The sequence below is a fragment of the Streptomyces sp. NPDC051243 genome, from assembly GCF_044455405.1.
GTDB lineage: Bacteria > Actinomycetota > Actinomycetes > Streptomycetales > Streptomycetaceae > Streptomyces.
Window position 1 is genome coordinate 475,368 of the sequence record NZ_JBITES010000001.1, and the last position, 14,789, is coordinate 490,156.

Sequence of the window (14,789 nt, forward strand, 5' to 3'; positions counted from 1 at the left end):
GGGTCAGTCCTGGGCCCGGCCGGTCGTCACGCGGGCGATCATGAGGGCGACCAGGATGATTGCGCCGTAGATGGCCTGGATCCAGAAGGACGGGACCTGGGCGAGGGTGAGCAGGTTCTGCACGACGCCCAGGAGGAGTACGCCGGTCAGGGCGCCGAACATGGTGCCCCTGCCGCCGTCCAGGCTGATGCCGCCGATCACCGCGGCCGCGAACACGGTGAAGATCATGTTGTTGCCCTGGTTGGCGCTGATGGCGCCGACATAGCCGGTCTGGATGATCCCGCCGACGGCCGCGAGGGTGCCCGCGACGACGAACACGCCGAGCATGACGCGCTCGACCCGGATACCGGCCGCGCGGGCGGCGTCCGCGTTGCCGCCGATGGCGTACAGCGCGCGTCCGATGCGGTGGTATCTCAGCACGAACCCGGCGATCGCGAAGGCCGCCGCCGCGAGCCACACCGACATCGGGATGCCGATGAACGTCGTGGTGGCGAGGGAATAGAAGCTGTCGGGCATCCCGAACAGCGTCTTGCCCTTGGTCGCGCCGACGAGGAGTCCGCGCAGGACGATCAGCATCGCGAGCGTCACGATGAACGCGTTCAGCTTGAACTTCACGACCAGGACGCCGTTGAAGGCACCGACGGCCGCACCGACGACGAGGACCGCCAACAGGGCGACGGCGGAGGGGAGTTCGGTGCCCCAGCCGGACTGGGCGACCGGCAGGACGAGCAGCGCCCCGACGGCGGGCGCGATACCGACGACCGATTCCAGGGACAGGTCGAACTTGCCGGTGATCAGGACCAGCGACTCGGCCAGCACGACCATCGCCAGCGCGGCGGAGGCGCCGAGGATGGAGATCAGGTTGCGCTCGGTGAGGAACGAGTCGTTGACCACCGCGCCGAGCACCATGAGCAGCAACAAGGCGGGGACGAGGGCGAGTTCGCGGGCGCGGCGGAGCAGGACCGTCCTGGCGGCACGGGCGTCCGGCACCTTCACCGGCAGGGCCGGAGGGGCCTTGGTGTCAGCCATGGTTGTCCACTCCTTCGATGGAGGCGATCAGCTCGTGGTCGCGCCAGCCCGCCGGGTGCTCGGCGACGACACGGCCGTGGAACAGGACGAGAACGCGGTCGCAGCGGCGCAGGTCGTCGAGTTCGTCGGAGACGACGAGCACGGCGATGCCGTCCTCACGGGCGCTGTCCACGCGGGCCAGCAGGGACTCCTTGGACTTCACGTCGACGCCCGCCGTGGGATTGATCAGCACCAGCAGCCGGGGCTCGGAGGCGAGGGCGCGGGCCATGACGACCTTCTGCGCGTTGCCGCCGGACAGGTCGGAGACGGGCTGGTCGGGGCCCTCGGTGTGGATGTCGAGGCGTTCGATGAGGGCGGTGGCGAAGCCGCGCTTGCGGTCGGTGCCGACGAAACCGAAGCGGCCGAGCCGGTCCAGGACGCTCATGGTGGCGTTGTCGCCGATGGTCATGCCGGCGACGAGGCCCTGGTCGTGCCGGTCGCGGGGCACACAGGCGACACCGGCCTTGAGGGCGGCCTGCACATCGCCGAACGGCAGCCGCTCACCGCCGAGTCGAGCGGTCCCGTCCGTCGGGGTGTGCAGCCCCGCGAAGGACTCGGCGAGCTCCACCTTCCCGCTGCCGCTGATGCCGGCGAGTCCGACGACCTCGCCGCGGCGGACGGTGAGGTCGATGTTCTCGTACGCCGGTGAGGTGAGCCCGCGGGTTTCGAGCAGGACGGGGGCGTCGTGGTCGACGTCCCCGGGGTCCACCGCCTGCTCGGCGATGACTTCCAGGGACTCCCCCGCCATGGCCTCCACCAGGGCCCGGCGCGGGAGTTCGGCGACCGGGGCGGTGGTGATCCAGCGGGCGTCGCGCAGGACCGTGACGGTCTGGCAGACCTCGTACACCTCCTGGAGGTGGTGCGAGATGAACAGGAAGGTGACGCCGGAGTCCTGCAGCGCCCGCATGCGCGCGAAGAGCCGCTCGATCTCGCGCTTGTCGAGCTGGGCGGTCGGTTCGTCGAGGATGATGAACCGGGCGCCGAAGCTGAGCGCCCGGGCGATCTCCACCATTTGGCGGTCCTCGACCTTGAGGTCGGCGGTGCGGGCCTCGGGGTCGACGTAGACGTCCCAGGTGGCGAGGAGTTCGGCGGCCTGCGACCGCAGCCTGCGCCAGCTGATGAAACCGCGCTGGAGAGGCTGCCGGTTGATGAACAGGTTCTCGGCGACCGTCAGCTCGGGGACGACCGTGGGCTTCTGGTAGACGCAGGCCACCTTGCGGCGCCAGGCGTCGCGGTCGGCCAGCGGGGGCGCGGGTTCGCCGTCGAAGCGGACCTCGCCCTCATCGGCGGCCTGGAGTCCGGTGAGGATGTTGACCAGGGTCGACTTGCCGGCGCCGTTGCGGCCGACGAGGGCGTGGGACTCGCCGGCCAGAACGGTGAGGCGTCCGTCGGCGAGGGCGGTGGTGGGGCCGTAGCGCTTGACGATGTCCCGTGCCTCTACGAGTGGCGTCGTCATTTGACCGTGTTGCCCCAGAGGTCGGGGTCGTCGACGTTGTCCTTGGTGACCAGCGGGGCGGGCAGTTGGTCCTCCAGGATGCCGCTGGGGAGCTTGACGATGGTCGAGTCGTGGTCGGTGGGACCGGGCTTGAACGTCTTCCCCTCCATCGCCGCCTTGATGTAGTACATGCCGTACTTGGCGTACAGATCGGCGGGCTGGGAGACGGTCGCGTCGATCTCGCCCTTGCGGATGGCGTCGTACTCCTGCGGGATGCCGTCGTTGGAGACGATGGTGATGTGCCCGGCCTGCCCGGTCTTCTTCAGCATGCCCTTGGACTTCAGGGTCTGGAGGGTGGGTGCGAGGTAGACGCCGCCGGCCTGCAGGTAGATGCCCTTGATGTCGGGGTTGGCGTTCAGGAGCGTGTCCAGCTTGGAGGCCGCGGTGTCGGACTCCCACTTGGCCGGTATCTCCAGGACCTTCAGCTTGGGGAAGTTCTTCTTCACGCAGGCGCGGAACGCCTCGGAGCGGTCACGGCCGTTGACGGAGGCGAGGTCACCCATGATCTGCACGACCTTGCCGGAGGGGATCTGCTCGCCGAGGTACTGACACGCCTTCTCGCCGTACGCCACGTTGTTGGCGCGCACCACCATCGCGACCTTGCCCTTGTCCGGCGCCACGTCGACCGCGACGACCGGCACGCCCTTGCGCTCGGCCTGGTCGAGGCCGGCCTCGATGGCGGCGCTGTCCAGCGGGGCGACGACCAGGCCCTTGACTCCCTGGTTGAGCTGGTTGTTGATGTCGGTGATCTGCTGGGAGGGGTCGCTGTTGGAGTTGACCGTCTTGAGCGCGTCGACGCCTTCGGAGTCGGCCATCTTCGGCACGTAGTCGTTGTACGACTGCCAGAACGGCGAGGTCAGCAGGGGCAGGATCACCCCGACCTTGCCGCTGCCGCCGCCACCTCCGGCACTGGAGGCGCCGGTGTCCTTGGTGCTGCCGCACGCGGCGAGCACGAGCGAGGCGCCGGCGACCGCGCACACCGCTCCGACCAACCGTGACCTGTTCTGCTTCCGCGCTGTCGTGCCGTGCATCTGGCGGCTCCTCATTGAGCTTGTTCGGGCACATGGTTCGAGCAGATGCCCGCATATTTATCAGACCACTTCGGCGAAACAACAGCCTTAGGCGGCAGATTTTCACGGTTTCCAGCCGTAGTGGTCCGACCAACCTGGTGATTACACTGCCCCTCACCGGGTGCTCCGAGGCGCCTCGGGCGACGGGAGGAACGGCGTGGACGAGACAGCCCCGGAGAAGGGCACCGTCGAGACGGCCCCGCAGAAGGGCACCGTGACGCAGCGCGCCATCGAGGCGGTCAAGGCGATGATCGCGGAGGGGCAGCTGGAGCCCGGCCAGCGGCTGCCCACCGAGCGCGATCTGGCGGCCCAGCTCGGCATCTCCCGCAGCTCGATGCGTGAGGCGATCCGCGCGCTCACCGTGCTGGGGGTGCTGGAGGCCCGGCACGGTTCGGGCATCTACGTCACCCAGCTGGAGGCCGGCGATCTGCTGGAGACGTTCGGCGTGGTCGCCGACCTCTCGCGGGGCCCACGCCTGGTGGAACTGCTGGAGGTGCGCCGCATCCTGGAGTCGACGGCGACCGCGCTCGCGGCGGCGCGGATCACCCCGGACCAGCTCGCGCAGGTCGAGAAGCACCTCACCGCGATGAACACCACGGACGACCCCGAGGAGATCCTCGCCCACGACCTGGCCTTCCACCGCGAGATCGTGGCCGCTGCCGGCAACGACACCATGGCGGCGATCCTGGAGGGCCTGTCCTCCCGCACCTTCCGCGCCCGTGTCTGGCGTGGCTACCAGGAGGAGGGCGCCTTCGCCCGCACCCGTCGCGAACACGCGGCGATCCACCGCGCCCTGGTCGCCCACGACCCGGAGGCGGCCCGGGCGGCGGCGGCCGCGCACGTGGGCGAGGTGGAGCAGTGGCTGCGCTCCCAACTCGGGCCGCAGTAAGGGCAGTACGGGGCAGGAACGGGAGGCGGCCGGGGCAGTAGGGGGCTCCGACGCGCACTGGACACATGCGGGGCCGCTTACCCACCCTCCTTGACCCGGGAGAGCGGGCGTGTGCGGGACCAGTCGATGCCGTACTGCGCCAGGAGCCCGAAGTTCCCGCTGGACGGCACGCCCTCGGCACGCCCCCCGGACAGCTCGTCGAGGGTGGCGAGGGGCTTGGCGATGAGGGTGGGCTCGCGGAGCGTGACGGGGGAGACGCTCGGGCCTGAGCGGAGCTGCCGGGTCTGGCCCGCGGCTGCGGCGAACAGCAACCACATGTCCTTCACCGGGGCCACCTTCCGTAGCGGGCCTGGGCCGTTCTGCGGACGGGTCCGGCACTCCATGTCGTACGCACGCTGTTGGGCGAAGGTGCGATCTCGTACAAGGGCGAGTTCTTCTCCTACGAGGGGCTGTTCACCTTCGCCCGGCCGGTCGAGGACCGCGTCCCGCTGAAACCGGGGGCGATGCGCGGCCCCAAGTCGTTCGAGGCCGCAGGGGAGTTGTCGGACGGCTGCCACCACGCGCTGAGCTACCCGCGCGAGGCGTACGACTACGCGGTGCGGCACATCCGTGCCGGTGCCGAACGGGCGGGCAAGGACTGGCGGACGCTCGACATCGGCGCCTGGGTCGTCTTCGCCACCGGCCCCGACTCCGCGGCCGCGAAGGACGCGGCCCGCAGCATGGTCGGCATCTACGCCTCCTCGACGCCCGAGGAACAGCTGCGCCGCAACGGCGTGGACCCGGGCGAGCTCAAGCCGGTCATCGACGCCATCGCCGCCGGTGACCTCGCCCGCGGCATCGAGCTGACCAGCCCGGAGCTCGCCGACCGCCTCTCCGTCTCCGGGACGCCCGAGGAGTGCCTGGACAAGATCCGGCGGGAGATCGCCCCGAGCGGCGTCAACCACATGATCTGCGCGCTCACCGACCGCGCCCTCGTCAAGGCCTTCACCGGCCGTGACCTGGAGAACGTGGCCGATGTGAACACCCAGCTGCGGCTGATCCACGACACGATCACGCCCGCGTTCGACTGACGCCTTCCTGCGGGGCCCGCCTGGGGCTTGCGGCTCCCGGACGCCCGGTGCCGCTCCCCTCACCTCCCGTGCGAGGGGCGCGGCCCGTGGCACATGACCGCCCTACGGCTTCACGTCGAAGCCGTGCTCCTTGCCGAGTTTCTCCAGTGACGTCTGGCCGGGGATGCCGTTGGCGTCATCGCCCGTGTAGCCGCAGCGCCGCTGCCAGGCGGCGTACGCCTTGACGGTCGACGTGCCGAAGTGACCGTCCGCGAGCTTCGATTCGAGAAGGCCCTCCGCGACGAGCGCCTTCTCCACGGTCTTCACACCCGAGTACGACACCGGTGTGCCCGGCTCGGCCGGGTCCTGCCTGGCCGCGGCGACCACCTTCGACACGTCGATCACGGGACGAGGGCTCGGCACGGGCGCCGAACCACCGGGCCGCGGGGCGCCCTTCTTCACCCACGCGTACAGGTGCTCGCCCGGGCAGGCCGTGGCGTGGCCGTCCCGGTGTCCCTTGATCTCCTTGCCGGCACCGTGGCGGCGCAGCAGCTCGATGCCGTCGCGGATGGCGCCCAGCATCGCGTCCGTCGGCTTGGTGAGCCCCTTGTTGCCGACCAGGCCCACGATCGCGTAGTGGTCGTCGTTGAGCTTGCTGCTGCCGTTCGCCCCGGTGCGCCTGCCGATACCGCGTCCCTCCAGGAGGTAGCCGTGCGGGCAGGCACCGTAGTTGTAGGCGATGTCCGAGTAGTTCTCCGTCGGGTGGTTCAGATGGCTGACCCTGATCTTCTTCCACTCGGCGATGCACAGATCGTGGTCGTCGAGGAGTTCGACACTGACCGGCGAGCCTTCGTAGTGGACCTTCACGCCCTTGGTCGAAGTCAGCGCGTTCGCTGCGGATGCGGGCCAGCCGAGCTGGGCTCGCGTGACAAGCTTCAAGAGTGCCTCCAAGGCGCTGATGTAACGCCAACGCCCCTGAGTGTGGGGCCAGTTGCCCGCCACTTCACGGCGACGCGCCGCCCTTCGCCGTCAGTGGTCCCGGGCTCGGCGCAGCCGCAACGTCATGAGCTCGAAGGGCCGCAGACGCAGGGCTACTTGATCGCCGTCGTACGACGGGGCCTCGGGCAGGGCACGTTCCAGCAGGTCCGTCGCCGTGACGTCCGCGACCTCGAAGCCCGCCGTCAGCGTGGCCCGTACCCGGCCGCCGTGGGCCTCGTGGAGGCGCACCACCACATCCCCGCTGCCGTCGTCGGCCAGCTTGACGGCCGTGATCACGACCGCGTCCTTGTCCACCGTCACCAGCGGCGCCACCTCCCGGCCACCGGTGATCCGCCGCTCCGGCAGATTGATCCGCCAGCCCTCGCGCACCGCGTCCCCGATGCCCGCGCCCGGCACCAGGGCATGCCGGAAGCGGTGGACGCCCTGGTCGGTCTCGGGGTCGGGGAAGCGCGGGGCGCGCAGGAGCGAGACGCGGACGGTGGTGGTCGTACCGCGGTCGCCGTCGGTGCGGACCGTCCGGGTCACGTCGTGGCCGTACGTCGAGTCGTTGACGACGGCGACGCCCCAGCCCGGCTCCTCCAGGTGGACGAAGCGGTGGTTGCAGGCTTCGAACTTGGCCGCCTCCCAGCTGGTGTTGGTGTGGGTGGGGCGGTGGAAATGCCCGTACTGGGTCTCCGACGCATACCGTTCCGCGTGCACGTCGAGCGGGAAGGCCAGCTTCAGGAACTTCTCCGTCTCGTGCCAGTCGACCTCCGTGTCCACCAGCAGGCGGCGCTCGCCCGGCGCGAGGCTCAGCCGCTGCGTGATACGGGACGATCCGAAGGACCGTACGACCCGGACGCCGTCCTCGCTCTCGACGACCTCCTCCGCGTCGGTCAGATCGGTGACCGTGTTGCGGTAGAACTCGTCGACGTCCCAGGCGTCCCACATGTTCGGGAAGTCGGCGTGGAGTTGGAGGAGGTTCGCGGCCCTGCCCGGCGCGATCGTCTCGCGGTCGGCCTCGATGTCGTACACGGAGACCACCAGGCCCTGTCCGTCGATCTCCACGCTCAGCAGGCCGTTGTCCAGGACGTGGCCGCCGCCGGGGCGTGGCGTGAGCCGCGTCCGCTCCTGGATGGCGGGGGTGCCGGCGCCCCCCGCCGGGATGCCGTCACGGGTGTGCGGGGCGGCGTTGAACACCAGTTGCCGCTCCCCCTCACCCGCCAGGGCGTGCTGTGCCGCGCTGATGATCCCGGTCAGCTCCTCGGCGATCCGCTCGTACGTCCTGCGTGCCTCCCGGTGCACCCACGCGATGGACGAGCCGGGCAGGATGTCGTGGAACTGGTGCAGCAGCACCGTCTTCCAGATGCGGTCCAACTCGTCGTACGGGTAGGGGAATCCGGTACGCACGGCGGCTGTCGCCGCCCACAGTTCGGCCTCGCGCAGGAGGTGTTCGCTGCGGCGGTTGCCCTGCTTGGTCTTCGCCTGACTGGTGAGTGTGGCGCGGTGGAGTTCGAGGTAGAGCTCGCCGACCCAGACGGGCGGGTCGGGGTATTCGGCTTCGGCCTTCCTGAAGAACTCCTCCGGGGTCTCCCAGACGACGGTGGCGGAGCCTTCGAGGTCGCGCAGCCGTGCCGCCCTGCCGATCATCTCGCGGGTCGTGCCGCCGCCTCCGTCGCCCCAGCCGGTGGGGGCGAGGGAGTGCCGGGCGACGCCCTTGTCCTTGAAGTTGCGGGCCGCGTGGGCGATCTCGCTGCCCTTCATGGAGCAGTTGTAGGTGTCGACGGGCGGGAAGTGGGTGAAGATCCGGGTGCCGTCGATGCCTTCCCACTGGAAGGTGTGGTGCGGGAACTTGTTGGTCTGCGACCAGGAGATCTTCTGTGTCAGCAGCCACTTGGAGCCGGCCGCCCTGATGATCTGGGGCAGTCCCGCGGCGAAGCCGAAGGTGTCGGGCAGCCAGGCCTCGTCGTTCTCGATGCCGAACTCGTCGAGGAAGAACCGCTTGCCGTGCACGAACTGCCGGGCCATCGCCTCCGAGCCCGGCATGTTGGTGTCCGACTCCACCCACATGCCGCCGGCCGGCACGAACCGCCCGTCCGCCACCGCCTTCTTCACCCGCGCCCACACCTCGGGCCGGTGCTCCTTCACCCAGGCCCACTGCTGGGCCTGGGACATCGCGAACACGAACTCCGGCTCGTCGTCCAGCAGTGCGGTCATGTTGGACGTCGTACGGGCCACCTTGCGGACCGTCTCGCGCAGCGGCCACAGCCACGCCGAGTCGATGTGGGCATGGCCCACGGCGCTGATGCGGTGCGCGGAGGGCACGGCGGGTTCGGACAGGACCGTCTCCAGCCGCGCCCGCGCCTGCGCGGCCGTTCCGTTGACGTCCTGCAGGTCGATCGCGTCCAGCGCCTTCTCCACCGCGCGCAGGATGTCCCAGCGGCGCGCCGACTCCACCGGCAGCTCGGCCATCAGCTCGCCGAGCACCTCCAGGTCGAGCACGAGCTGCCACACCGTCTCGTCGAAGACGGCGAGGTCCATGCGGGTGAGCCGGTACTGCGGTTCAATGCCGGCGGTCTCCTTGTCGCCCAGCTGCGTCGGCAGGAAGGGGTGGTAGTCGAGGATGACGGGGTTGGAGGCGGCCTCGATGTGCAGCCGCACCTCCTCGCCGCCCTCGACGGGCGCGCCGATGCGCACCCACTGGTTGCGCGGGTTGAGGCCCTTCACCGGGGTGCCGTCGGGCCGGTAGACGAGGCCCTCGCACTGGAAGCCGGGCATGTTCTCGTCGAACCCGAGGTCGAGGAGCGCCTCGACGGTCTTACCGGCCCACGCCTCGGGCACGGTCCCGGTGACGCGGAACCAGCTGGTGCCCCAGGGCGCACCCCAGCGGGCGCCCACCTCGATCGGCTCGGTTTCGGCCGCGAGCCCCTCGGCGACCGGCACCGGCTCGCCGGGCGCGTGCCACACCGCCACCTCCAGCGGCACGGACTCGGGGTACACGGCGGGGCGGACGCGTTCGTCGAGGACACGCTTGAGGCGGGCTTCGACCAGGCTGCGGTCGTCATGCATGCGGGTGCTCCAGGGCTGAGGGGCGGACGGTTACCAGGTGTGGGTCACGGTCACGGGAGCCGACGACGTGTAGAGCTCCCCCACGGCACGCAGTTCGAACCGTGCCGTCCGCTCGCCCTGCTCGGGTCGCAGGCCCGCGACGAAGTAGGCGGACTGACAGGTGCCGCCGAGGAAGCGCCGGGTGCCGTCGGGGAGGAGTCGGTGGAGGGTGTGGTGGCGCACGTCCCCGGGGGCGGGATTCCAGGTGAAGCGCAGATCGCCGCCGCTCGCGCCGGTGATCCGCAGGGCGGAGGGGGCGGCGGGCGTGGTGGTCGCCTTTCGCACCGCGATGCCGCCCAGCCGCCAGTGCACGGGCCCGTCGGCCGCGGTGAGCCGCACACCGAGCGCACGGACAGTGCCGGTCAGGCCCGTGAGCCGCACGGTCGAGGTCTGCCAGGTGCCGGCCGAGTGCACAGGGAAGCAGGTGTACGGCGGTGTCGCGCCCGGCGCGCTCGGCTCGGCGGTGGCCACCGCGAGCTCGACGTGCACGCGGCCCGCGTCGGTCCTGTGGGTCAGTTCGACAACCGTGTCAGCATCGACCGGCAGCCGTGTCGCATACAGATCCACCACCGTGGACGCGTCCAGTTCACCGCCGACGAGCACGCTGCTCCCGCCGCGCCAGGCGTCCGCGAAGTCGAAGTTCACAGCGGGGCGCTGCCCTTCGGTGTGTACGACCCAGCGCCGGGAGGGCAGCCGGTCCTGCAGCCCCAGGTGGTTCCACGGCGCGTCGGACGTCACCTCGCCGTCCTCGTACCACCGCAGCCCGTGCCCGGTGTTGAACACGCTCGCGAACGGCACGGACGCGACCGTCGACCGATCGGCGACCGACACGGCCGGCGCCCGCCAGCTGTCCGTACCGTCCGGCCGCGACGGATCCAGGGACCGCCCGGTCCAGAACCGGTCGTCGGCGGCATGGAACTCCCTGGGCCCCCGGCCCTCCGCCGGAAGGTGATTCCGCGTCCACTCGGGCCGGTAGAAGCCGACCGACACGACGTGTGCCTTGTCGCGCGGCACGATCGCGTCCCAGTTCACGGACGAGTTCCACCCGCTCGCCTCGACGTCGACGCCCGCCCACAACTCGTACCGGCCGCGCCCCGCTTGCTCGGCCCGCTGTCCCGACGAGGCCAGCTTCGCCGCCGTCCACCGGAAGTCGACGAACATGTCGTCGGCGGCCTGGAAGAACGGCTCGTTCTGGGAGTTGAGCGCCCCCTGCCAGCTCACGGATCCGTTCACGGTCATCGAGTCGTACCAGGTGACCCGCCGGCCCTTGCGCTCGGCGAGCGTCTTCAACTCCCGCAGGAAGCCGAGCATGTCCGCGCCCAGCGCGGCGTCCCCGCCACTGGTCTCCGCGTTGACGAACCATCCGTCGAACCCGTACGCCTCCGCGACCGCGACGAGCCGTTCGGCCAGCGGGTACCGCCCGGCCGCGTCCCTCTGCACCAGGTCGCGCGTCCACCGCAGCTGCCCGCCGTAGGCGACGGGTGGCAGGAAGACGTTGCCGAGGACGGGTACGCCGTGGCGGTGGGCGGCGTCCACGACCGGCGCGTTCGGCGCGAGAATCAGCCCCTCCCCCGACGAGCCGCCCCAGAACACCAGCTCGTCGATGTACGCCCAGTGCGTGAGGGCGTAGTAGTCGGCGGTGGCCGAGCCCTGGGAAGGGTTGCCGGAGGTGGGTCCGAACGACACCAGGGACTGGATGCGTGCCTGGTCCACGCGGGCGGTCGGGTTCGCCGGGGTCGGGGTGAAGCGCGCGGCGAGCGGGACCGTCGACGCGTTGAAGGCGAGGTCCGGGTCGCCGGCCGGGTGCCAGGACTTCAGGCTGCGCCAGGTGATGCCGGTGCCCGGGGCGCCGGAGGGCAGGGAGTCCGGATACCAGTAGGAGGCGTACGGCTGGAGGGCCCCGGCTTCGGGCCTGGGTGTTGCCGTCGCGGGCAGTGAGGGCAGCATCGCGGCCGAGGCGGCGGCGATGAGGACGGTGCGTCTGGTGGGGTTCACGAGCGGGTTCCTCCTTGTGGGGTGCGGAGTACCTGATCGGGAGCGACGACCTCGGTGATGCCGCGTGCGCGGAGGTGTTCCTGGTCGGCGGCACGCACATCGAGGACGGTCGTGGGGCGGACGCCCTCGGCGACCAGCCGGAAATAGGCGTCGAAGACCGGGCCGCCCGGGGCGCAGCGCGAGCGGGTGGACGGATCGGCCGGGACGATCAGCGCTGTCGTACGCGGCTCAGGCGTCCTCGGGGGCTCCTGCGCCGCCCGCTCCAGCACCCGGGCGGCGTCCTTGGGCTTGCGGTCGTTGGTCAACAGGCCGAGTCCGTATTCGAGTTGCGGAAAGTCGGCCAGCGCACGGGAGACGTCGTGGGAGCACCACCAGGCGATGCCCCACAGGTCGGGGCAGTCCAGGACGTTGGCGAGGGTCGCCTCGGTGAAGGCGGCGGCGTGCTCGGGCGGGATCAGGGGCGCGGGCGCGCCGACCTCCTGGAGCCAGACGGGGCGGTGCGGGTCGTCGGCCCAGGCCTTGCTCAGTTCGACGAGGTACGCGGCGTGGTGCTCGGCCGGCACGGAGGTACGGCCGTGGCGCTGGGCGGTGCCGTTGAAGACCCAGGAGTGCACGGCCGTGAGGGCGCCCTGCCTGGCCGCCTGGGCCGGTGTGAACGGCTGGTCGTCCTGGTACCAGGTGGCGTCGTACTCGGCGTGCAGGTGCAGCCGCCCCGGTGCGCCCTCCTCGCAGGCGGCGAGCATGCGTGTGAGCCAGCGGTCGATCTCGTCCTCGGTCGCCCGGTCGGGGTCGGGATGCGGCCCCGCCGAGAACTGGTTGACCTCGTTGCCGAGCGTCATACCGAGGAAGTTGGGCCGGTCGGCGAGGGCGGCGGCCAGGGTGCGCAGGTAGGCGGCCTGGCCGTCGAGGACGTCCGGGTCGGTGAAGAGGTTGCGGCGATGCCAGGTCCGGGTCCAGGCCGGGAGGAAGTCGAAGCTGCTCAAGTGGCCTTGCAGGCCGTCCACGTTGACGTCGAGACCACGTTCGGCGGCGGCGTCGACGAGCCGGACCAGCTGCTCCACGGCCCGTGCGCGAATGAGCGTGCGGTTCGGCTGGAAGTAGGGCCACAGCGGGAAGACCCTGATGTGATCGAGGCCCAGTGCCGCGATGGAGTCCAGGTCGGCGCGTACGGAGTCGAGGTCGAAGTCGAGCCAGTGGTGGAACCACCCCTCGCTCGGGGTGTAGTTGACGCCGAAGCGCACGGCAGAAGGCATGCGTGTCCTTGTGACGGGGTGCGGGAGGTCAGGGAGGTCAGTCAGCCCTTGAGGTCAGTCGTGGAATGTCAGCCCTTGACGGCGCCCTCGCCGACGCCGCGGAAGAAGTACCGCTGCAGACAGGCGAAGAGGGCGATCAGCGGCGCCACGGCGATGATCGTGCCCGCGGCGACGAGGCGTTCGTCGCCCGCGAAGGTGCCGTGCAGATAGTTGAGGCCGATGGTCAGCGTGAACCTGGACGGGTCGCTCAGCACGATCAGCGGCCACAGGAAGTCGTCCCAGGCGCCCATGAAGGCGAAGATCGCGACGACGGCGAGGGTTCCCTTCACGGACGGCAGCGCGATGCGCAGGAACCGCTGCCAGACATTGGCGCCGTCGACGTAGGCGGCCTCCTCGATCTCGTACGGCAGGTTGAGGAAGGCGTTGCGCATCAGCAGGACGTTCAGGGCGCTGACGCAGCCGGGCAGGACGACACCGATGAGGGTGTTGTTGAGGCCGAGCTCCCGCATGGTCGTGAACTGGGCGATGATGATGCCCTCCACGGGCACGAGCATCGCGAGGATGAAGACGAGGGTGGCCACGCGGCGGCCCCGGTAGCGCAGCCGCGCGAGGGCGTAGCCCGCGAGTGCCGCGCCGACGCAGTTGGTCACGACGTTGGCGGTGGCGACCTTCAGCGAGTTGAGGGCGTAGTCCCAGACGGGGATGGTGTCGGCGACCCGCTCGTAGTTGTGCAGGGTAGGATCGCCCGGCAGGAACTTCGGCGGGGAGCTGAAGATGTCCTCGGTGGGACCCTTGAGCGAGGTCGACAGCTGCCAGAGGAACGGGCCGACGGTGAGGGCGAGTACGGCGAGCAGGAGCAGATAGCGCAGGGCGAGCTCCCAGACCCGTATCCGACGGCCGTGTTCGTCGGTGACACGGGGTTCGCGAGCAACGGCCGAGGGCCTGGAAGCGGCGGGCCGTACCTTCTCCATGACGCTCATGACTCCTCCCTCCGGTCGGCGCGCAGCACGAGCAGCATCAGGGCGACGGTGACGACGAAGACGACGACCGAGATGGCCGAGGCGTAGCCGACGCGGCCGGTGAGGCCCGTGCCGGTGCGCTGGACGAGCATGACGAGGGTGGTGTCCTCGCCGGCCGGGCCGCCGCTCGGGCCGGCCATCAGATACACCTCGGAGAACACCTTGAAGGCGGCGACCGAGGAGAGCGCCCCGACCAGGACCATGGTGGAGCGGACGGCGGGCACGGTGACGGTGAGGAAGCGGCGTACCGGGCCGGCGCCGTCCACGGCGGCCGCCTCGTGCAGTTCGCGGGGCACGTTGGCGAGCGCGGCCAGATAAATGATCATGTAGTAGCCGAGGCCCTTCCAGACCGTCACGGTCATGGCGCTCAGCAGGAGCAGCCACTGGTCGCTGAGGAAGCCGACGCGGCCGACGCCGATCGTCTCCAGCAGCGAGTTCACCAGGCCGCGCTCGTCGAGCAGCCACACCCAGATCAGCCCGACCACCACGATGGAGGCGACGACCGGTGTGTAGAAGGCGGACCGGAAGAAGGTGATGCCCGGGATGTTCTTCTGCACGAGCAGCGCGAGCAGCAGGGGCAGGACGACGAGTGCGGGGACGACACCGAGGACGTACAGCGTGCTGTTGCGCAGACCGATCCAGAACATGTCGTCGCTCAGCAGCTCGCGGAAGTTGGCGAGGCCGACGAACCTGCCCGGGATCAGGGTGCGGCGGTCGGTGAAGGCGTTGACCAGGGTGGAGACGAACGGGTACAGGATGAAGGCGCCGGTGACCAGCAGACCCGGAGCGGCGAACAGCCAGGGGCTGGCGGGCAGTTGGCGCCGCACCCGGGAGACACGTGGGACGGTCGGGCTCGCCATGCGGC

Annotated in this window: 10 protein-coding genes and 2 pseudogenes; 2 read left to right on the plus strand and 10 right to left on the minus strand. The window is 70.4% G+C overall.

Annotated elements, in window-relative coordinates:
• Nucleotides 1-3: 3 nt before the first annotated feature.
• The 3 genes from ACIBAG_RS02125 to ACIBAG_RS02135 are packed head-to-tail and all read right to left on the minus strand — an operon-like array spanning nt 4 to nt 3,594.
• On the minus strand, nt 4-1,029 hold the full coding sequence (locus ACIBAG_RS02125) for an ABC transporter permease (RefSeq protein WP_399099924.1): 1,026 nt from the start codon (nt 1,027-1,029) through the stop codon (nt 4-6).
• Entirely contained in the window at nt 1,022-2,524 is a 1,503-nt protein-coding gene (locus ACIBAG_RS02130; protein WP_399099926.1) for a sugar ABC transporter ATP-binding protein, read from the minus strand. The genes ACIBAG_RS02125 and ACIBAG_RS02130 overlap by 8 nt, the downstream gene beginning before the upstream one ends.
• Nucleotides 2,521-3,594, minus strand: a complete 1,074-nt coding sequence (locus ACIBAG_RS02135; RefSeq protein ID WP_399099928.1) for a sugar ABC transporter substrate-binding protein — start codon at nt 3,592-3,594, stop codon at nt 2,521-2,523. The genes ACIBAG_RS02130 and ACIBAG_RS02135 overlap by 4 nt, the downstream gene beginning before the upstream one ends.
• Nucleotides 3,595-3,790: 196 nt before the next feature.
• Between ACIBAG_RS02135 and ACIBAG_RS02140 the strand changes: the two genes are divergently transcribed.
• The gene (locus ACIBAG_RS02140) at nt 3,791-4,522 is read left to right on the plus strand and encodes a FadR/GntR family transcriptional regulator (RefSeq protein ID WP_399099930.1); all 732 of its coding nucleotides are present in this window, start codon (nt 3,791-3,793) and stop codon (nt 4,520-4,522) included.
• Nucleotides 4,523-4,608: 86 nt separating this feature from the next.
• Here the strand turns inward: ACIBAG_RS02140 and ACIBAG_RS02145 are convergent.
• A pseudogene (locus ACIBAG_RS02145) lies at nt 4,609-4,845 on the minus strand (LLM class flavin-dependent oxidoreductase); the annotation flags it as partial.
• Nucleotides 4,846-4,884: 39 nt separating this feature from the next.
• Here ACIBAG_RS02145 and ACIBAG_RS02150 point away from each other — a divergent pair.
• Nucleotides 4,885-5,592: pseudogene (locus ACIBAG_RS02150) on the plus strand (LLM class flavin-dependent oxidoreductase); the annotation flags it as partial.
• 102 nt (nt 5,593-5,694) lie between these two features.
• Here the strand turns inward: ACIBAG_RS02150 and ACIBAG_RS02155 are convergent.
• The 6 genes from ACIBAG_RS02155 to ACIBAG_RS02180 form a co-directional block, all read right to left on the minus strand.
• The gene (locus tag ACIBAG_RS02155; RefSeq protein ID WP_399099932.1) at nt 5,695-6,510 is read right to left on the minus strand and encodes an N-acetylmuramoyl-L-alanine amidase; all 816 of its coding nucleotides are present in this window, start codon (nt 6,508-6,510) and stop codon (nt 5,695-5,697) included.
• A gap of 90 nt (nt 6,511-6,600) precedes the next feature.
• A complete protein-coding gene (locus tag ACIBAG_RS02160; RefSeq protein ID WP_399099934.1) occupies nt 6,601-9,618 on the minus strand; it encodes an alpha-mannosidase in 3,018 nt (1,005 codons plus the stop codon).
• 30 nt (nt 9,619-9,648) lie between these two features.
• On the minus strand, nt 9,649-11,652 hold the full coding sequence (locus tag ACIBAG_RS02165) for an endo-beta-N-acetylglucosaminidase (RefSeq protein ID WP_399099936.1): 2,004 nt from the start codon (nt 11,650-11,652) through the stop codon (nt 9,649-9,651).
• A complete protein-coding gene (locus ACIBAG_RS02170) occupies nt 11,649-12,905 on the minus strand; it encodes a glycosyl hydrolase (protein WP_399099938.1) in 1,257 nt (418 codons plus the stop codon). Before ACIBAG_RS02170 ends, ACIBAG_RS02165 begins: the two co-directional genes overlap by 4 nt.
• Nucleotides 12,906-12,973: 68 nt before the next feature.
• On the minus strand, nt 12,974-13,885 hold the full coding sequence (locus ACIBAG_RS02175) for a carbohydrate ABC transporter permease (RefSeq protein ID WP_399099940.1): 912 nt from the start codon (nt 13,883-13,885) through the stop codon (nt 12,974-12,976).
• A complete protein-coding gene (locus ACIBAG_RS02180; protein ID WP_399099943.1) occupies nt 13,882-14,784 on the minus strand; it encodes a carbohydrate ABC transporter permease in 903 nt (300 codons plus the stop codon). The genes ACIBAG_RS02175 and ACIBAG_RS02180 overlap by 4 nt, the downstream gene beginning before the upstream one ends.
• Nucleotides 14,785-14,789 lie beyond the last annotated feature (5 nt).